The organism is Maritimibacter alexandrii (genome assembly GCF_005871115.1).
GTDB classification, from domain to species: Bacteria; Pseudomonadota; Alphaproteobacteria; order Rhodobacterales; family Rhodobacteraceae; genus Maritimibacter; species Maritimibacter alkaliphilus.
Window position 1 is genome coordinate 892,755 of the sequence record NZ_SWKQ01000011.1, and the last position, 17,573, is coordinate 910,327.

Consider the following 17,573-nt stretch of genomic DNA (forward strand, 5'->3'; position numbering starts at 1 on the left):
AAAGAACTTTTTGAGAACATATGAGAACTTTTTAGCATTCCGACAGGAACGAAACGCTAACCCACTGAAATCAAACGGATCGCCTCGTCCTGCCGCATGAGCCAGAGGAGAACACGGGCCGCCTCGCCCCGCGTGCTGGTCAGATCAGGGTCATCGGCCAGTAGCTTGCGCGCGTCTTTCTGCGCCACGGCCATCAGCCCGGCCTGATGTTCCAGATCACCGACCATGAACTTGGGCAGGCCCGATTGCGCGGTGCCGATCAGGTCGCCCGCACCGCGCATTTCCAAATCCGCCTCGGCGATGCGGAACCCATCCTCGGTCTCACGCATGATACCGAGGCGCTTCTCGCCCGTCTCGGTGAGAGGCGACTGGTAGAGCAGCAGACAGGTCGAGGCTTTCGAGCCGCGTCCGACCCGGCCCCGAAGCTGATGAAGCTGCGCGAGGCCGAAGTGTTCCGCCCGCTCGATCACCATGATGGTGGCGTTGGGCACGTCGACACCGACTTCGATCACGGTCGTCGCCACAAGAACTTTGGTCTCGCCGCGCTGGAACGCCGCCATCGCCGCGTCTTTCTCGGCGGGCGGCATCTGGCCGTGGACCAGCCCGACGACGCCCTCGCCCAAGGCCGCGCGCAGGTGCTTGAACCGTTCCTCCGCCGCGATCAGTTCGCTCACCTCGCTTTCGCCCACCAGCGGACAGACCCAATAGGCCTGCCCCCCGTCTTGGGCCACACCGCGTAGCCGGGCGACCACATCGTCAAGGCGCGAGGTCGGGAGGACCGAGGTGGTGATCGGCTGACGCCCCGGCGGCTTTTCGTCGAGGATCGAGACATCCATATCGCCATATTGCGCAAGCGACAGCGACCGGGGAATGGGCGTGGCGGTCATGACCAGAACGTCCGCCGCCTGCCCTTTCTTGCCCAAGCGCATCCGTTCCGTCACCCCGAAACGATGCTGTTCATCGACCACGGCGAGGCGCAGGTCGTGATACTCCACATCGTCCTGAAATACCGCGTGGGTGCCGACGAGCACGTGGATATCGCCGCGTTTCAACGCCTCCAGCTTGGCGCGCCGCTCGCCCCCCTTGTCGCGGCCCGTGAGCAATTCGACCACGACGCCTGCGGTTTCGGCCATCGGGCGCAGGCTTTCCAGATGCTGGCGGGCAAGGATCTCGGTCGGCGCCATCATCACGCCCTGCCCGCCCGCCTCGACGGCGACCAGAAGCGCAAGGAACGCGACCAGCGTCTTACCCGCGCCCACGTCGCCCTGAAGCAGACGGTTCATCCGCTGTCCGGCGGCCATGTCGGCGGCGATATCCGCCACCGCGCGTTCCTGCGCCCCGGTCGGTTGATAGGGCAGCGCCGCGCGCACCTTGTCCTGCAAAATGCCGGTGCCCACGCTCGCCCGGCCCTTGCCGCGCCGCATCCGGGCGCGGGCCAGCGCGAGGGTCAGTTGATGCGCGAAGAACTCGTCATACGCCAACCGCCGCCGCGCGGGCGCCTGTGGCGACAGGTCGTCCGGCCCCTGCGGCATATGCGCGATCCGGACCGCTTCGTGCCAGTCGGGCCAGTGTTCCTGTGCCTTGAGGCCGGGGTCGATCCATTCGATGAGCGGCTGGACCCGCGACAGAACCTCGCCCACCGCGCGGAACATCAACTTCTGCGTCACGCCTTGGGCCAGATGGTAAACCGGTTCGAACTCCGGGATCAGGTCGGCCTCGCCCGGTTTGAGGATATGATCCGGGTGCGGCATCTGGCGGATACCGTCGTATTCCTCGACCTTGCCCGACACGATACGCCGTTGACCCGTCGGCAGGTTGCGCGAAATCCAGTCCGGGTTGCCGTGAAAGAACACGAGGTAAAACGTCGTAAGCGCATCGGTCATCTCGACCCGATAGGGTCTGTTGCGCGCCGACGGCGGCAAGTGGCGCCCCACCTCCGCCTCGACCGTCACCGTGGCAGGCGGGCGGATTTCGGCGACCGAGGCGCGAAACGACCGATCGACCCCGGAATAGGGCAGCGAAAACAACAGGTCGCGCGGCTGGGTGATGTCGAGTGCCGCGAAGGATTTGGCCGATTTCGGACCGATGCCGCCCAACGTCTCCAACTCGGCAAAGAGCGGGAAGAGGATTTCGGGTCGCGTGCTCATGCGCCGTTGATGAGGTCGAGCCAGCCGTCCTCGTCAATGGTTTCGATCCCAAGCTCGGCGGCTTTCTTGGCTTTCGACCCGGCACCGGGACCAGCGACGAGCAGATCGGTCTTGGCCGAGACCGAGCCCGACACCTTGGCCCCCAGCGCCTCGGCCCGCGCCTTGGCTTCGGCCCGCGTCATCTTTTCCAGCGTCCCGGTGAAGACGACCGTTTTGCCGGCGACGGGGCTGCCCTCCGTCTGCGGCGCCTCGACCGGCTCGATGTCGAGTTCGGCCACCAGCCGGTCGATCGACGCGCGCTCGGCCTCCTGATGAAACGTCGTGACGAGCGATGTGGCCATGGTTTCCCCGACCCCGTCGATGGACAAAAGCTCTTCCCACGCCGCGCCGCCCTCGGTCGACGCGCCGGTCATCGCGGCCTCGAATGTCGGCCAGTCGCCGTAGTGGCGCGCCAGCAGATTGGCGGAGTTTTCGCCCACGTGCCGGATGCCGAGTGCGAAGATCACGCGGTTGAGCGGAATGCGCCGCCGCTCTTCGATGGCCTCGAAGAGTTTCGCCGCCGATTTTTCGCCCCAGCCGTCCCGGTTTTTCAGCTTGGCGAGCGCCGCGCCGTCGCGCCGGGCAAAGGTGAAGATGTCGGCGGGTTCGCGGATCGGCAGGCCCTCGTCGAAATAGAAGGCCTCGACCTGTTTCGCGCCTAGCCCTTCTATGTCGAAGGCCGCGCGCGAGACGAAGTGTTTCAGTTTCTCGACTGCTTGCGCCGGGCAGATCATGCCGCCGGTGCAACGGCGTACCGCATCCCCCTCCTCCCGGATCGCTTCGGAGCCACATTCCGGGCAGGTGTCGGGGAAGACGTAAGGTTCGGCGTCGTCGGGACGTTTCGTGAGGTCGACATCCGCGACCTTGGGGATCACATCGCCGGCGCGGTAGACCTGCACCCAGTCGCCGACGCGGATGTCCTTGCCGCCCCGGATGTCGCCACCCTTGGAATCGCGGCCCGCGATGTAGTCTTCGTTGTGCAACGTGGCGTTCGATACGACCACCCCGCCGACCGTGACGGGGGTGAGCCGCGCGACTGGCGAAAGCGCGCCGGTGCGCCCGACCTGAATGTCGATCGCTTCAAGCCGGGTCCAGGCCAGTTCCGCCGGGAACTTGTGCGCGATGGCCCACCGGGGCGTGGTCGAGCGGAACCCGAGCCGCTGTTGCAGCGCGAGGTCGTTGACCTTGTAAACCACACCGTCGATGTCATAGCCCAGCGTGGCACGCTGTTCTTCGATGGCGTGGTAATGTTCGAGCATCGCCTCGGGCGTCTCGACGATCTTGGTCAGCGGATTCGTGGAAAACCCCAGATCCGCGAGTTTTTCGATGGCCCCCATTTGCGTGTCCGCCAGAGGGTCGCTGGTTTCGCCCCACGCATAGGCGAAAAAGCGCAAAGGCCGCGCCTCGGTTATCCGGCTGTCCAATTGACGAAGCGATCCGGCCGCTGCGTTGCGCGGATTGGCGAAGGTCTTGCCGCCCTTTGCCGACTGGCTTTCGTTGAGCCGGGCGAAATCGTCATGGCTCATGTAGACTTCGCCGCGCACTTCAAGGACATCCGGCGCGCCCGACAGGCGCTGCGGAATGTCATCAATCGTGCGCGCGTTCGCGGTAACGTTTTCGCCTTCGCCGCCATCCCCCCGCGTCGCGGCCTGCACCAGTTCGCCGTGTTCGTAGCGCAGGGAAAGCGACAGACCGTCGATCTTGGGTTCCGCGGTGAAAGCGAGCGGCTCTTCGGCGGAAAAGTCGAGGAACGCGCGCACCTGGCGGTCGAAGTCCATGATGTCGTCGTCGTCGAAAGCATTGGCAAGCGACAGCATCCGCACCCGGTGCCGAACCTTGGAAAACCCTTCGGCCGGTGCCGCGCCCACCTGATCGGTCGGGCTGTCGTCCCGCTTCAGTACGGGAAACCGTGCTTCAATCTCGGCGTTGCGCCGCTTGGCCGCGTCATACTCCGCATCGGACATCTCCGGCGCGTCTTCGGTGTGATAGGCGGTGTTCGCGGCTGCGAGCAGATCGGCCAGCCGCGCGAGCTCTGCCCGTGCGCCTGCCTCGTCCAATTTTTCGACAGCGGTTTCCGTATGTCCGGTCACGTGGCCCCCCGTTCGCTTGCCTGACAAGAGATAGAACCGGGCGCCGGTATCGTCCAGCGGTCGGTCACGCCGGGCGGGGGAAGAAAGGCCCGGCAGTCAGGGCTGCCGGGCAGTCGGGAGGGTCGAAATGAAAGACGAACCTGTCAGCAAACGTTCCGGCCGGCCCCGCGCACCGGCCATGTGCACCAGTGGGCCTCAGGCCCCCATCGCCACCTGCGGGTCCATCTCGACCGGCTGCGGATCACGCAGCACATAACCACGGCCCCAGACGGTTTCGATGTAGTTCTCGCCCTCTGTGGCTTCGGCGAGTTTCTTGCGCAGTTTGCAGATGAAGACGTCGATGATCTTGAGCTCCGGTTCGTCCATCCCGCCGTAAAGGTGGTTGAGGAACATCTCTTTCGTCAACGTCGTGCCCTTGCGCAGGCTGAGGAGTTCGAGCATCTGGTATTCCTTGCCGGTCAGATGAACCGGCCGCCCATCGACTTCCACCGATTTCGCGTCGAGGTTTACCGCGACCCGGCCCGTCTGGATGACCGACTGCGAATGGCCCTTGGACCGGCGGATGATGGCGTGGATGCGCGCGACCAGCTCATCGCGGTGAAACGGTTTGGTCATGTAATCGTCGGCCCCGAACCCGAAACCGCGCAGCTTGTTCTCGGTGTCGTCGTTGCCCGACAGGATCAGGATCGGCGTTTCGATCCGCGCGAGGCGCAACTGGCGCAGAACCTCGTGCCCGTTCATGTCCGGTAGGTTCAGGTCCAGAAGGATCAGGTCGTAATCATAGAGCTTGGCGAGGTCGACCCCCTCCTCCCCCAGATCGGTGGAATAGACGTTGAGGTTGGCGTGAGTCAGCATCAGCTCGATCGAGCGAGATGTGGTCGGATCGTCTTCGACGAGCAGGATTCGCATCGGTCAGTCTCCAGATAAGTTCCCGTTCCGTTCGTTCACACTCTCGCCCCAAATGGTTAACGTCCCGTTACCCATGCGTGAGTCATAGCTCATTCTGCCTAGGGTTGTCTATATTTCTGAAGTGCGGTGGCCTTCAACGCGGCTTCTCCGTGGGTTTCGACCGCATGTTGCCACTCCGCGAACTCCTCCTCCGACAGCGCATACATCCTGAGCGCATCGGGCAGGGTCACGAGGCCGAACTTGACCGCGCGCACCACGGCGGCCTTGCGCGAGGCGACCCAGCGCCGCGTGTTCGCAGGCGGCAGGTCGGCACGGGTCATATGGCTGCCGTCCGGCAATCGCACGGCGCGCGGTCCATCGACTTTCTTAAGGTACATCACGGTCTTCCCTCGAACTAAGGCACAAGCACTTTTACGCGAGGGGCTTAATGTTGCGTGAAACCCGGCCTTGTTGTTATGTGCAATTTTCATATATTCGCGCGTTCAAAGGAGCGTGCCATGAGCCTCGACACCGAAATCCGCGTCAATTCGCTGGGCTTCGCCAAGCCCGAAAGCGAGACCCGAGTGGTCGTCGCCATGTCCGGCGGCGTTGACAGTTCCGTGGTCGCCGCCAAGCTCAAACGCGAAGGCTACGACGTCATCGGCGTCACGCTTCAGCTTTACGATCACGGGGCGGCGCTGGCCAAGAAGGGCGCTTGCTGCGCGGGCGTGGATATCCACGATGCGCGCCGTGTGGCCGAGGAAATGGGCTTTCCCCATTACGTGCTCGACTATGAAAACATCTTCCGTGAAGCGGTCATCGAAGAATTCGCCGACAGCTATCTCGGTGGTGCGACACCCGTGCCCTGTATCCGCTGCAACGAGCGCGTGAAGTTCAAGGATCTGCTTGCGACGGCCAAAGACCTCGATGCCGACTGCATGGCGACCGGGCACTATATCCAGCGGTTCGCGGGCGACGCCGGGCCGGAACTCCACCGGGCGGCCGATGCGAACCGGGATCAGAGCTATTTTCTGTTCTCGACCACGCCGGAGCAACTGTCGTTCCTGCGCTTCCCGCTTGGCCACCTCAAGACAAAGGACGAAACTCGGGCCCTCGCCCGCGAATTCGGATTGGAAGTGGCCGACAAGCCGGACAGCCAGGACATCTGTTTCGTGCCCGACGGAAACTATGCCGGCGTGATCGAGAAGCTGCGCCCGGGCGCCGCCGAGCCGGGCGAGATCGTCCATGCGGACGGGCGCGTGCTGGGCCGCCACGACGGCGTGATCCACTACACCATCGGGCAACGCCGGGGCCTGGGGATCGGCGGTCTGTCCGACCCGCTTTACGTCGTGCGCCTCGACACCGAGACCCGGCAGGTCGTCGTCGGCCCGAAAGAGATGCTCGCGACCCGCACGATCCCGGTGCGCGAGATCAACTGGCTCGGCGACGCGCCCTTCACCTCGCAGGCCGAATGGCACTTGTCCGTCAAGGTCCGCTCGACCCGCCCGCCGCGCGAAGCGGTGATCCGGCCGATCAGCGAAACCGAAGCCGAGGTCGAACTGCTGACGCCCGAAGAAGGCGTCTCACCCGGTCAGGCCTGCGTGTTCTATGCGCCCGACAGCTCCCGCATTTTCGGCGGCGGCTGGATTCACACGGGCCGCTGACCCCTTCTTCGTTTCCGAAATACTTCGGGAGGTCTGGAGGGCTGGCCCTCCAGAGCCGCCAACGGCGGCTGCCACCGCGATGTCCCGGCACAGCCGGGGCGGCGCAAAAGCTGCGTGCGCTCAAGCGCACACATTTCGAAAGATCAGGTCAGAAGATCAGGCTGACGGAGACTGGCTCAGGTCGATCATGGCCGAGAACTCGGCGGAACAGGCCACTTCGCCGTCGACCGTGGCGCGACCCTCGAATTTCCAGATCTTCGACCCGCCGCGGATCGTCTTGATGTGCATCTTCAACACGTCGCCCGGCACCACCTTGCGCCGGAACTTCACCTTGTCGATCCCCATGAAGTAAACCAGCGGTTCCTTGTCGACGAGGTCGAGCGACATCGACACCATCACCGCCGAGGTCTGGGCCATCGCCTCGACGATGGTCACGCCGGGCATGATCGGCGTCTGCGGAAAATGTCCCTGAAAATGCGGCTCGTTGTAGGTGACGTTCTTCACCCCGACGGCGCTTTCGTTTTTCACGATATCCTCGACCCGGTCGATCAGCAGGAACGGGTAGCGGTGCGGAATGCACCGTTGGATCATGTGGATATCAGCCGAAAGGGGCGCGTCTGTCATGTGAACATCCTTTGAATACTGGCACGCCTTTTGCCCCGTGGCAGGCGCGGGCGCAAGGGTTTGCGCGGCGCGGGGCTATTCGGGCGCGGCCGGCGTGTCCGGGTCGGCGGGGGCTTCGGGGACGAGGTTCGAGCCTTCACCGAAGGTTTCGTCGATCAGCGCGATCGCTTCTTCGGTCACGTCGATGGCGTTCGCGGCCAGCAGCACCGACCGCTTGTCGAGCAGGACGACCGCCCCGCGCTGCTGCATGATCTGGCCAAGAGCCGGGCCGATCCGGTTGTAGAAATCCCGCTGCGCCGTCTCGAAGCGCCGCACGAAATCCGATTGCGCGGCGTCGCGGTCGTTGCGCAACTGGACGACGCGGGCATCGAAGGCATCGGCGGCCGCCCGGAATTCTTCCGCCGTCATCGAGTCGCGCTGATCCGTCAGCGCCTGCTCTTCGGCCTCCAGCTCCTGCTCGATCTTGCGGGTTTCCTCCGACAGGGCCGCGGATTCCGCGTCGAGATCGGACGAAACGCGCTGGCCGAACCGGCTTTGCTCGAACAGCGCCTCGCGGTCGATAGTCAGGATCGGCGACACCAGCTGACCCAGATTCTGGGCCAGCACGGGCGGCGCGACGGACAGGACCGTCACGAGCGACAGGATCAAGGCAATCAGACGCATGGCAACCTCCGAAGGGGCGCGAACCTGATCAGAACTGGGTCTGGATCGTCACCTCGAACCGGCCTTCGCGGTCGTAGCCCTGTTTCACGACGGGGATCGAGTAGTTGAACCGCAGCGGGCCGATGGGCGTGTCCCAGAACAGCGACGCACCGACCGAGGACCGCAGGTAGAAGGCGTCGTCGATGGTGCCGCCCAGCGTGTTGTCCAGGCCCCAGAGCGAACCGACATCGGCGAAGACGCCGCCGCTGATCCCGTATTCCTCGGGCAGACCAAGCGGGAACTGCGCCTCGACGCGGGCCGCGACGAAGTAGTTGCCGCCAAGCGCATCGGTGTTCGCGACGGTCAGGTCACGCGGGCCGGTGCCGTTGAAACGGAAGCCCCGCACCTTTTCCGGGCCCAGCGTGAAGCGATCCGTCACACGCGCCCCTGCGCCGCCGATGGAATAGAGCGCGCCGCCCTCGACCTCGGCCCTCAGCGTCACCTCGTCGTTCATGATACGGGTCTGCGCCCGCGCCAGAGCCGTCGCCTTCAGGTATTGGTTGTCGGCCCCAAGACCGCCGACCTCGGTGTCGATTTCGAGGAAGAAGCGCGACATATCGTCGAGCCCGGAAATCGCCGAGTCGAAGGTGTAGGTCAGGCCCGCGTGCCCGCCGATCTGCCAACCGCGCCCGGCCTCGGCCATGAGCACGGCGGAACTGGCCGGATCGACGTTCGCGATGTTGGACCCGCGCACGCCCGCCTTGACCGCGACGCGGCTCGACGGGCTGATCGGGAACTCGAGATACGGTTCCACCAGCAGCCGGGTGGTGTCGTAGTTCGCATTCGCCGAGGCCAGCGTGTCATAGTAGAACGCGTTGATCCCAAGCTCGAGATCGCGGCCCAGAAGCCGGGGTTCGGCGAAGGAGAACGAGTAGTTGCGGACGGCGACGCCCCAGTTGAACTCGGCGCTGATGTACTGGCCGCGACCCAGGAAGTTCGATTCGCTGAACGACGCGTTCAGACCGAAACCGGAGGCCGTCGAATAGGACGCGCCGAAGGAGAGGGAACCGGTGCCCTGCTCTTCCACGTCCACGTCGACCACGACGCGGTCCGACGCCGAGCCTTCGCGCGCCTGCACGTCGACATTCGCGAAATAGCCAAGGGCGCGGATACGTTCGGCGGCGCGACGGATTTCGCGCGGATTGAACGGGTCGCCCTCGACCGTGCGGAATTCCGAGCGCACCACGCGGTCGAGCGTGGTCTGGTTGCCCTCAATGTCGATCCGCTCGACGATCACGCGCGGCCCGCGGGTGATGGCGAGCGTCACATCCAGCGTGCCTTCGCGTTCGTTGCGCACGATGCGCGGCTCGACGGTGATGAAGTTCAGACCCTTCTGGGCCGCCAGACGCTCCATCCGCGCGATCGCGTTGTCCACGTCCGACGGGTTATAGACGCCGCCCTGACGCAGACGCGCCGCGCGCTCGAATTCGGCGGTGTCGACACCGTCGACCTCGGAAATCGTGTTCACCTGACCGACGCTGAACTGCTGGCCCTCGGTGATCTTGAAGGTCACCTGATAGCCGTCGCGGCTGCTGCCCGCTTCGGCGGCGACCGCTTCGGCCCGGAAATCGACGAAGCCGCGCGAATTGTAGAAATCCGTCAGAACCTGTTTGTCGAACTCGATCCGGCCGGGGTCATAGGTGTCGGACTGGACGAAGGCCCGCAGAAGGCCCGCCTGTTTCGACGTCAGAACACGGCGCAGGCGGGAATCGGCGAAGCTGCGGTTGCCGGAGAAGGACAGACGCTCGATCTCGGACACCCGGCCTTCGATCACTTCGAAGACGAGGTCGACGCGGCCATTGGTGCGCCGGATGATGCGCGGCGTCACGTCGGCGGCCAAGCGACCCTTCTGGGCATAGTATTCCGCGATGACCTGCGCGTCGCGTTCGGCGACGGCGGGTGAGAACACCTGACGCGGGCGCGACTGGATGATCGCGATCAGATCCTCGTCGTCCTCGCGGCGGTTGCCCTCGATATTGATGCGGCTGATGAACGCCTGCTCCTGCACACGGACGACCAGCGTGCGACCGCTCGGCTGAAGCCTGACCGTGTCGAACAGGCCCGAACCCTGAAGGCGCTGATAGGCGTCGTTGAGTTGGGCCGCGCTGACCGTCTCGTTCTTGCCGAATCCGAGGTAGGCGAGGATCGTCGCCGCTTCGATCTTTTCGGTCCCGACGATCTGCACCGAGGAGAAATTGTAGGACTGCGCGAGTGCCGCCGATGGCACGATCAGCGAAGCCCCTGATACCCCGAAGAAAACCGCCGTGGCAGCCGGTGCAAAGACGGATTGGCGCAGCCCCTTGGCTCGGGCGGCACGCTGCTCGTTATACGTCATCTTGTTGTCATCCGCTCAGACATCCCAGTCCCTAGTGTGACTAGCGGGTTTGGGGGGCGGTGTCAAAGCAAGTCAAACGACTGAGGGCCGCGCTATGGCGGCCCTGCGACAGGTTCGAAAAGTGTAAGTTTTCAGAGCGGTGCGACCCGCCGTGAAATCAGTGCAGGAACGCGCCCAGCAAGGCCCCGCAGCCAAGGGCGGCCGCCAGCGTGCCGACATAGAGAAGACGGTCCCAGTTCAGGTCCATCAAAAGGTGAAGCCCGCGGTAGCTGTGTTGAATGTGTTCCATGCGCTCGTACCTCCAGCGTTATGGAGGGGAAACTCACATGGGATTCGGGCGGGACCACATCCGAATTGCGGCAAGATTAGGGCATTTGTGACCGGCCGCACGGCGCAGGTGGGCGCGCGCGGCCCTCGGGGCCTATGGGCAGAAGAGATCGTTCGTCACGCCAAGCACCATGATCGACAGGATCAGGGCAAGGCCGACCGCGAGCAAAACCCGCATCGCGCGGTCCGACGGGGGCTTGCCCGCCACTGCCTCATAGGCGTGGAACACGAGGTGGCCGCCGTCCAGCACCGGGATCGGGAACAGGTTCAAAAGCCCCACGGCGGTGGACAGCACCGCGATGAACCAGATGAAACTGTCGAGCCCCTGACTCGCCGCCGCGCCCGAGGTTTCGGCAATGCCGATGGGCCCGCGCAGGTTACAGGACGAAATCGCCCCGGTAATCATGTGCCACAGTCCGGACAGCGAGGACGAGATGATGTAACCGACCTGCCCCACGCCCGTCGAAACGGCTTCGCCGAAGGAGGGCGCGCGGGTTTCCGGCTCGAACACGAGACCCCCTCCGATGCCGATCAGCCAGCGGGTCTCGAACCCGCCTTCGGGCAGCGGCAGGTCGACGCGGCGCGGGGTCAGGTCGACGCTGATCGCTTCGCCGTCGCGTTCGATGCCAAGCGTCAGGGCCGCGCCATCGCCCTCGCCCACGATGGCGCGCAGGTCACCGAAGGTCGAAACGGGTTCGCCGTCGACAGTCAGGATCAGGTCGCCTTCGCGAATCCCCGCGTCCGATGCCGCCGACTGCGGTGTGACCGAGCGGACGTAGGGCGGGAACGGATGCAGCGCCTCGACCGTCACCTCCTGCCCGCCGCGCAGAACCACGTATTCCACCGGGCTTTCGTTGGGCAGACGCGACACGAATCCGTCGAATTCGTCCAGCGACGGGGTTTCCTCGCCCGCGATGGACAGGATCTGGTCGCCCGGCTCCAGCGCCTCGAGCCCCGAGACCGGCGCGACCTCTTCGACGGTCAGCGGGTCGGTGGCGATGCCGGTGTGGAACGCCATCGCGAAGAAGATCAGGGCCGACAGCACGAAGTTGAAGATCGGACCCGCCGCGACGGTCGCCGCCCGTGCCCAGAGCGGCGCGCCGTGCATGGTGTGTCGCCGTTCTTCATCCGACAGGCCGGCCATCGCCCCCTCGTCCACGCCCGCTGAAGCCGCGTTCGCATCCCCTCGGAACTTGACGTATCCGCCCACGGGGAACGCCGCGATCTGCCATTGCGTCCCATGCTTGTCGGTCTTTTTCGCCAGCACCGGCCCGATGCCGATGGAAAACACGTCCGCCTTGATCCCGGACAGACGCCCGATGATGTAATGGCCGTATTCGTGGATCGCGACGATGATCGTCAGCGCGATGATGAAGGCGATCAAGGTGAAGGCGAGGTTGCCGAAAGACGGGATCAGCGCGGTCAGGTCCACGTGGCACTCCTTTTCGGGGTCTTCGCCCCTGATATTATCTCTTCTGCTCGTATCCGGGCCATGTGGTCGGCCGCGCGCACGTTATCAAGAGTAAATGCGGCAGACATGAGGCCCGTGTCACCCGACAGTTCCGTGAGCACCCCTTCGACGACCCCGGCCATATCCATGAAACCGAGCCTGTGCGCGATGAAGCCGTCGAGCGCGGTTTCCTTGGCGGCGTTGAACACCGCACCCGCCATGCCGCCGGCCTCCATCACCTCGCGCGCAAGGCGCAGGGCCGGATAGCGGGCATCCTCGGGCGCGCGGAATTCAAGCTGGCCGATCCGAGCAAGGTCCAGCCGCTCGACCGGGAGCGGTTTGCGCTCCGGCCAGTTCAGCGCGTATCCGATGGCGTGGCGCATGTCAGGCGGGCCGACATGGGCCATGAGCGCCCCGTCGTTGAAGCCGACAAGCGCGTGGATCAGGCTTTGGGGATGAACGATGACCTCGATCTGGTCGGGGCGCACGCCGAAGAATTCGCGGGTCTCGATCAGTTCCAGCGCCTTGTTGAACATCGAGGCGGAATCGATGGTGATGCGCTGTCCCATGTCCCAGTTCGGGTGGCTCGACGCCTCTTCGAGTGTGGCCGAGGCAAGCTTGTCGATGGGCCAGTCGCGGAACGCGCCGCCCGAAGCGGTGATGATGACCCGCTCGACGGCGGCCATATCCTCGCCCACCAGCGCCTGAAACACCGCCGAATGTTCGCTGTCCACCGGCAGAACGATCGCGCCGTTAGCCCGCGCTGTGCCGAGGATGAGAGGCCCCGCCGTGACGAGGCTTTCCTTGTTCGCAAGCGCAAGGGTCGCGCCTTGTTCCAGCGCCGCCAGCCCCGGCGGCAGACCGGCCGCGCCGACGATGGCCGACATGACCCAATCGGCCGGACGGCGCGCCGCGTCGGTCAGCGCGGCCTCGCCCGCAGCCACTTCGATCCCGGTGCCCGACAGGGCCTCGCGCAGGTCGGCGAGGCATTCCTCATGTGCCGTCACCGCGACTTCGGCGCCGAGCGCCTTGGCCTGCCGGGCCAGAAGATCGACGTTGCGCCCGCCGGTCAGGGCGACCACCTCGAACCCATCGGGGTCGCGCTCGATCAGGTCTATGGTCGAACAGCCGATGGACCCGGTCGCACCGAAAATGGACACCCGCCGGGTCATGGGAAAATCCCGAACCCCAGCGCGGCCACACCGGCCAGTGCGGCGACCGCCACCAGCGCGTCGAGCCGGTCGAGCACACCGCCATGACCGGGGATCAGGGCCGAACTGTCCTTGACCCCTGCCCGGCGTTTGAGCCAGCTTTCCGCGATGTCGCCCATCTGCCCGGCAAAGGCGAGCACGACGGCGCCAAGCGCGCAGAGCGCCCAGTGAACGTCCAGAAGCCCCGGCCCGACCAGCGCACCGAACAGCCCCGCGCCGACCCATCCGGCCACCGTGCCGGACCACGTCTTTTTCGGGCTGATGCGCGGCCAGAACTTCGGCCCACCGAACGCTCGCCCGGCGAAATATCCCAAGATATCCGAAATCACGACGATCCCGATCAGGGCGAGGATACCGCGCGGCCCGGCCACGAGTTGCCCGAAGATCAGCGATAGCGCGGCGACGGCGAGGAGCAGACCATAGGCGAGCCACGTCCGTTGGCCCACGCGGATCAGAAGCAGACCGACCGCGAGCGGCACGAAAGCCACGAGAAGCGCGCGCATGACGCCAAAGGTGACGGCGGTCCAGATCGCCTCGGCCCCGTCAGGTTCCGGCCCGGCCAGCGGCAGGACGAAGGTGATCGCGAGAACCGCCACCGGAAGAAGCGCGATGATCCAACGGCGCAAGGTCGGGATCTCGACCTCGCACAGTTTCGCAAGCTCGCGCAGCATCAGCACATAGACGATCACGACGAAGATCGACCACGCCAACGGCCCGCCGAACAGCGCGCCGAGGGCGATCAGCACGATCACACCCGCGGAAATCACCCGCGTCGACAGATCGGACCATTTGGAGGCGGATGCGGACGTGTCAGCCATTCTTCACCGCGCCGAAACGCCGGTCGCGCATGGCGAACCGATCGAGGATCTCGGCGAACTTCGCCCTGTCGAAGTCGGGCCAGAGCGTGTCGATGAACTCGTACTCCGCATAGGCCGACTGCCAGAGCAGGAAATTGGACACCCGCGCCTCGCCTGACGTGCGGATCACCAGATCGGGGTCGGGCAACATGCAGGTGTCGAGGTATTTGGGTAGCGTTTCCTCGTCGATGATGTCCGGGTCCAGCTTGCCCGCCTTCACGTCCTGCGCCAGCCGCTGGGTGGCGCGCGCCACCTCGTCCCGCCCGCCGTAGTTCAGCGCGACCGTGACATGCACCCGGTCGTTGTCCTTGGTCAGGTCTTCCAGATCGTCCATCAGTCGGCGCAGCTTCGGGTCCAGCTTGATGCGGTCGCCGATGAAGCGCACGCAGGCGCCCTCGTCGTTCAGCTCATGCGCGGTCTTGTTGATATAGCGGCGAAACAGGCTCATAAGCCCCGCCACTTCGGCCTGCGTCCGCTTCCAGTTCTCAGTTGAAAACGCGAAAAGCGTGATATGCGTCACGCCAAGGTCCGGGCAGGCCTCGACCACTTCGCGCGCGCGTTTGGCGCCTGCATGGTGGCCGAACAGGCGCGGACGACCGCGCTCCTTGGCCCAACGCCCGTTGCCATCCATGATGATGGCGACGTGGAGGCCCTTGCCGGTTCCGATCTGGCTTTGCTCGTTCACGGGGCGGCTCCCTCGTCAGGCAACGCGTGACACGCGCCGGTCAGACCGAAAGGTCAGACCTGCATGATCTCTTCCTGCTTGGTCTCGAGCGTCTTGTCGACATTGCCGATGTATTTGTCGGTCAGTTCCTGCACTTCGTCGTGCCAGATCTTGTTGTCGTCCTCGGACATGCCCGCGGCTTTCGCTTTCTTGAGCTGTTCCATCCCGTCGCGGCGCACGTTGCGGATAGCGACACGGGCGCTTTCGGCGTATTGCGCGGCGACGCGGGCCAGTTCCTTGCGGCGCTCTTCGTTCAGTTCCGGGATCGGCAGCATGATGATGGTGCCGTTGGTCTGCGGGTTGATGCCCAGACCCGACTCCATGATCGCCTTTTCGACCGCATTCACCAGCGACTTGTCCCACACGTTGATGGTGACCATGCGCGGCTCCGGCACGTTCACGGTGCCCACCTGATTGATCGGCGTGCGCTGACCATAGGCTTCGACGTGGACAGGCTCCAGCATCGCTGCCGAGGCACGGCCCGTGCGCAGCGAGGCGAGTTCCGTGCGCAGCGCCCCGATGGCGCCTTCCATACGGCGTTCCAGATCGTCGATGTCGATCTCAAGCTCTTCGTCAGCCATGCCTCAATCCTCCTGACCGTGGACCTGCGTCCATTGTTTGCGCTCATATACTCTCATCGGGCCGCACTGTATAGAGACGCGGGCCCTCGGGTCTGCCGGCCCGACCTCAGGCGGCAGGCTTGGCGTTCTTGACCGTGGTATAGGTGCCCTGCCCGGCAAGAATGCCCTTGAACCCGCCCGGTTCGTCCAGCGAGAACACGATGATCGGCATGTTGTTGTCGCGGGCCAGCGCGATGGCCGAGGCATCCATGACACCCAGACGTTTCGCCAGCGCCTCGTCATAGCTGACCACGTCATAGCGTTTGGCATCGTCGAACTTCTTGGGGTCCTTGTCATAGACCCCGTCCACCTTGGTGCCCTTGAAGATCGCTTCACAGGCCATTTCGTTGGCGCGCAGCGTGGCGGCCGTGTCGGTGGTGAAATAGGGGTTCCCGGTGCCGGCGGCGAAAATGCAGACCCGCTTTTTCTCGAGGTGGCGCACGGCGCGGCGGCGGATGTAGGGCTCGCAGACCTGATCCATCGGGATCGCGCTGATGACACGGGTGTAGACGCCAAGCTCTTCCAATGCCGACTGCATGGCGAGCGCGTTCATCACGGTCGCGAGCATCCCCATGTAATCCGCCGTCGTGCGCTCCATCCCCTGTGCCGAGCCCGCGAGACCCCGGAAGATGTTGCCGCCGCCGATCACCATGCAGATCTCGACGCCCATGTCGTGAACCGACTTCACCTCCTGCGCGATCCGCGCGACGGTGGGCGGGTTCAGGCCGTATGACCCGTCGCCCATCAACGCCTCGCCTGAGATTTTCAGCATCACCCGTTTGTATTTCGGTTGGCGAGCGTCGGCGGGGGCGTTGGTCACGGCCTCGGTCATGTCTTTGCGTCGTCCTCGGGGGTCATGTATGGATCGCGCGCAAAATGTCGGAAATCCCCGGCGGGCGCAATCCGCGAAAAACCGGGGGCTGGGAAGAAAGCATGTGATGGCAGAGGCGCTTGCGGCCCCCTTTCTCGATGATCTGCCGCCGGACCGCCCGGTTCTGATCGCCGGACCGACGGCGAGCGGCAAGTCGGCGCTGGCACTGGCGATCGCGCGCGCGGCGGGCGGCGTGATCGTCAATGCCGACGCGCTTCAGGTCTTTTCCAACTGGCGTATCCTGACCGCGCGCCCCTCGATCTCGGAGGAAGAGGTGGCGCCGCACCGGCTTTACGGTCACGTGCCCGGCGACACCTTCTATTCGGTCGGGCATTGGCTGCGCGAGGTCGCGCCGTTCTTGTCCGGCCCGCAGCGGCCCATCATCGTGGGCGGGACCGGGCTTTATTTCTCGGCCCTGACCGAAGGGCTCGCCGAAATTCCCGCCACACCGCCGGAAGTGCGCGCCGAAGGCGAGGCGCTGCTGGCCAACAAGGGTGTGGCCGCCCTCATGTCCGACATCGACCCCGAGACGCTCGCCCGGATCGACACCCGCAACCCCGCCCGCGTGGCCCGCGCGTGGGAGGTTCAGCGCACCACCGGCAAGGGTCTGGCGGCCTGGCAGGACGACACGCCCCCGCCCCTGCTGCCACTGGCCGACGCCCTGCCCCTCGTCCTCAATGCCCCGCGCGACTGGCTTGCCGACCGGATCGCCCGGCGGTTCGACGCGATGCTGTCTGCGGGGGTGCTGGCGGAGGCCGAGGCCAATCTGACCACGTGGTCGCCCGACCTGCCCTCGGCCAAGGCCATCGGCGCGCGCGAGCTGATCGCGCATCTGAAGGGCGAGATGACGCTGGACGCGGCACGCGACGCCGCGATCATCGCGAGTCGGCAATATGCCAAGCGTCAGCGCACATGGTTCCGGTCGCGAATGTCGGACTGGACGCAAGTCACGATACCCTGACTCCCGCTAGTTCACGAATATGTGGCCCCTGTGCGACAGCGGCAAAAAGCCTCGGAGTTATCC

General features: G+C 65.0%; 16 protein-coding genes. 2 read left to right on the forward strand and 14 right to left on the reverse strand.

Annotation, left to right across the window (positions count from 1 at the left end):
• Positions 1-56: 56 nt before the first annotated feature.
• The 4 genes from recG to sciP all read right to left on the reverse strand — a co-directional run bounded on the left by recG (position 57) and on the right by sciP (position 5,562).
• The gene (recG, locus tag FCT00_RS12490) at positions 57-2,147 is read right to left on the reverse strand and encodes an ATP-dependent DNA helicase RecG (RefSeq protein WP_138423247.1); all 2,091 of its coding nucleotides are present in this window, start codon (positions 2,145-2,147) and stop codon (positions 57-59) included.
• Positions 2,144-4,276: an NAD-dependent DNA ligase LigA gene (ligA, locus tag FCT00_RS12495; protein WP_138423248.1), complete on the reverse strand. Its 2,133-nt coding sequence runs from the start codon at positions 4,274-4,276 to the stop codon at positions 2,144-2,146. The genes recG and ligA overlap by 4 nt, the downstream gene beginning before the upstream one ends.
• A 195-nt stretch (positions 4,277-4,471) precedes the next feature.
• The gene (gene ctrA, locus FCT00_RS12500) at positions 4,472-5,185 is read right to left on the reverse strand and encodes a response regulator transcription factor CtrA (RefSeq protein ID WP_008328927.1); all 714 of its coding nucleotides are present in this window, start codon (positions 5,183-5,185) and stop codon (positions 4,472-4,474) included.
• 98 nt (positions 5,186-5,283) lie between these two features.
• Positions 5,284-5,562: a CtrA inhibitor SciP gene (sciP, locus tag FCT00_RS12505; protein WP_040884390.1), complete on the reverse strand. Its 279-nt coding sequence runs from the start codon at positions 5,560-5,562 to the stop codon at positions 5,284-5,286.
• 120 nt (positions 5,563-5,682) lie between these two features.
• Here sciP and mnmA point away from each other — a divergent pair, with 120 nt between their 5' ends.
• Positions 5,683-6,828: a tRNA 2-thiouridine(34) synthase MnmA gene (gene mnmA / locus FCT00_RS12510; RefSeq protein WP_138423249.1), complete on the forward strand. Its 1,146-nt coding sequence runs from the start codon at positions 5,683-5,685 to the stop codon at positions 6,826-6,828.
• A 156-nt stretch (positions 6,829-6,984) separates the two neighbouring features.
• Here mnmA and fabZ read toward each other — a convergent pair whose 3' ends face one another.
• The 10 genes from fabZ to pyrH form a co-directional block, all read right to left on the reverse strand.
• A complete protein-coding gene (fabZ, locus tag FCT00_RS12515; protein ID WP_138423250.1) occupies positions 6,985-7,452 on the reverse strand; it encodes a 3-hydroxyacyl-ACP dehydratase FabZ in 468 nt (155 codons plus the stop codon).
• Positions 7,453-7,527: 75 nt separating this feature from the next.
• Positions 7,528-8,115 (reverse strand): OmpH family outer membrane protein, encoded by a 588-nt coding sequence (locus FCT00_RS12520; RefSeq protein ID WP_138423251.1) that lies wholly within the window; start codon positions 8,113-8,115, stop codon positions 7,528-7,530.
• 28 nt (positions 8,116-8,143) lie between these two features.
• Positions 8,144-10,489, reverse strand: a complete 2,346-nt coding sequence (bamA, locus tag FCT00_RS12525) for an outer membrane protein assembly factor BamA (protein ID WP_138423252.1) — start codon at positions 10,487-10,489, stop codon at positions 8,144-8,146.
• Between the two features lie 157 nt (positions 10,490-10,646).
• On the reverse strand, positions 10,647-10,778 hold the full coding sequence (locus FCT00_RS21760; RefSeq protein WP_008328933.1) for a hypothetical protein: 132 nt from the start codon (positions 10,776-10,778) through the stop codon (positions 10,647-10,649).
• A 132-nt stretch (positions 10,779-10,910) separates the two neighbouring features.
• Positions 10,911-12,248, reverse strand: a complete 1,338-nt coding sequence (gene rseP, locus FCT00_RS12530) for an RIP metalloprotease RseP (protein ID WP_138423253.1) — start codon at positions 12,246-12,248, stop codon at positions 10,911-10,913.
• Positions 12,239-13,438 carry a 1-deoxy-D-xylulose-5-phosphate reductoisomerase gene (gene dxr / locus FCT00_RS12535; protein WP_138423254.1) on the reverse strand — a complete coding sequence of 400 codons (1,200 nt, stop codon included), beginning with the start codon at positions 13,436-13,438 and terminating at the stop codon, positions 12,239-12,241. The genes rseP and dxr overlap by 10 nt, the downstream gene beginning before the upstream one ends.
• On the reverse strand, positions 13,435-14,295 hold the full coding sequence (locus FCT00_RS12540; protein WP_138423255.1) for a phosphatidate cytidylyltransferase: 861 nt from the start codon (positions 14,293-14,295) through the stop codon (positions 13,435-13,437). The genes dxr and FCT00_RS12540 overlap by 4 nt, the downstream gene beginning before the upstream one ends.
• Positions 14,288-14,965 carry a polyprenyl diphosphate synthase gene (gene uppS, locus FCT00_RS12545; RefSeq protein WP_235889048.1) on the reverse strand — a complete coding sequence of 226 codons (678 nt, stop codon included), beginning with the start codon at positions 14,963-14,965 and terminating at the stop codon, positions 14,288-14,290. Before uppS ends, FCT00_RS12540 begins: the two co-directional genes overlap by 8 nt.
• A gap of 107 nt (positions 14,966-15,072) precedes the next feature.
• Entirely contained in the window at positions 15,073-15,639 is a 567-nt protein-coding gene (gene frr / locus FCT00_RS12550; protein ID WP_008328938.1) for a ribosome recycling factor, read from the reverse strand.
• A 106-nt stretch (positions 15,640-15,745) separates the two neighbouring features.
• Positions 15,746-16,510, reverse strand: a complete 765-nt coding sequence (gene pyrH / locus FCT00_RS12555; RefSeq protein WP_008328939.1) for a UMP kinase — start codon at positions 16,508-16,510, stop codon at positions 15,746-15,748.
• Between the two features lie 106 nt (positions 16,511-16,616).
• On the opposite strand from pyrH, the gene miaA reads away from it, so the two are divergent.
• Positions 16,617-17,510: a tRNA (adenosine(37)-N6)-dimethylallyltransferase MiaA gene (miaA, locus tag FCT00_RS12560; RefSeq protein ID WP_138423257.1), complete on the forward strand. Its 894-nt coding sequence runs from the start codon at positions 16,617-16,619 to the stop codon at positions 17,508-17,510.
• Positions 17,511-17,573: the final 63 nt, after the last annotated feature.

What these genes read in the sequence shown, in the direction of transcription:
- bamA (WP_138423252.1), bottom strand. Translation starts at nt 10,489, where the DNA reads ATGACGTATAACGAGCAGCGTGCCGCCCGAGCCAAGGGGCTGCGCCAA.
- frr (WP_008328938.1), bottom strand. Translation starts at nt 15,639, where the DNA reads ATGGCTGACGAAGAGCTTGAGATCGACATCGACGATCTGGAACGCCGT.
- mnmA (WP_138423249.1), top strand. Translation starts at nt 5,683, where the DNA reads ATGAGCCTCGACACCGAAATCCGCGTCAATTCGCTGGGCTTCGCCAAG.
- pyrH (WP_008328939.1), bottom strand. Translation starts at nt 16,510, where the DNA reads ATGACCGAGGCCGTGACCAACGCCCCCGCCGACGCTCGCCAACCGAAA.
- fabZ (WP_138423250.1), bottom strand. Translation starts at nt 7,452, where the DNA reads ATGACAGACGCGCCCCTTTCGGCTGATATCCACATGATCCAACGGTGC.
- FCT00_RS21760 (WP_008328933.1), bottom strand. Translation starts at nt 10,778, where the DNA reads ATGGAACACATTCAACACAGCTACCGCGGGCTTCACCTTTTGATGGAC.
- sciP (WP_040884390.1), bottom strand. Translation starts at nt 5,562, where the DNA reads ATGTACCTTAAGAAAGTCGATGGACCGCGCGCCGTGCGATTGCCGGAC.
- miaA (WP_138423257.1), top strand. Translation starts at nt 16,617, where the DNA reads ATGGCAGAGGCGCTTGCGGCCCCCTTTCTCGATGATCTGCCGCCGGAC.
- FCT00_RS12540 (WP_138423255.1), bottom strand. Translation starts at nt 14,295, where the DNA reads ATGGCTGACACGTCCGCATCCGCCTCCAAATGGTCCGATCTGTCGACG.
- recG (WP_138423247.1), bottom strand. Translation starts at nt 2,147, where the DNA reads ATGAGCACGCGACCCGAAATCCTCTTCCCGCTCTTTGCCGAGTTGGAG.
- dxr (WP_138423254.1), bottom strand. Translation starts at nt 13,438, where the DNA reads ATGACCCGGCGGGTGTCCATTTTCGGTGCGACCGGGTCCATCGGCTGT.
- ctrA (WP_008328927.1), bottom strand. Translation starts at nt 5,185, where the DNA reads ATGCGAATCCTGCTCGTCGAAGACGATCCGACCACATCTCGCTCGATC.
- FCT00_RS12520 (WP_138423251.1), bottom strand. Translation starts at nt 8,115, where the DNA reads ATGCGTCTGATTGCCTTGATCCTGTCGCTCGTGACGGTCCTGTCCGTC.
- uppS (WP_235889048.1), bottom strand. Translation starts at nt 14,965, where the DNA reads ATGGATGGCAACGGGCGTTGGGCCAAGGAGCGCGGTCGTCCGCGCCTG.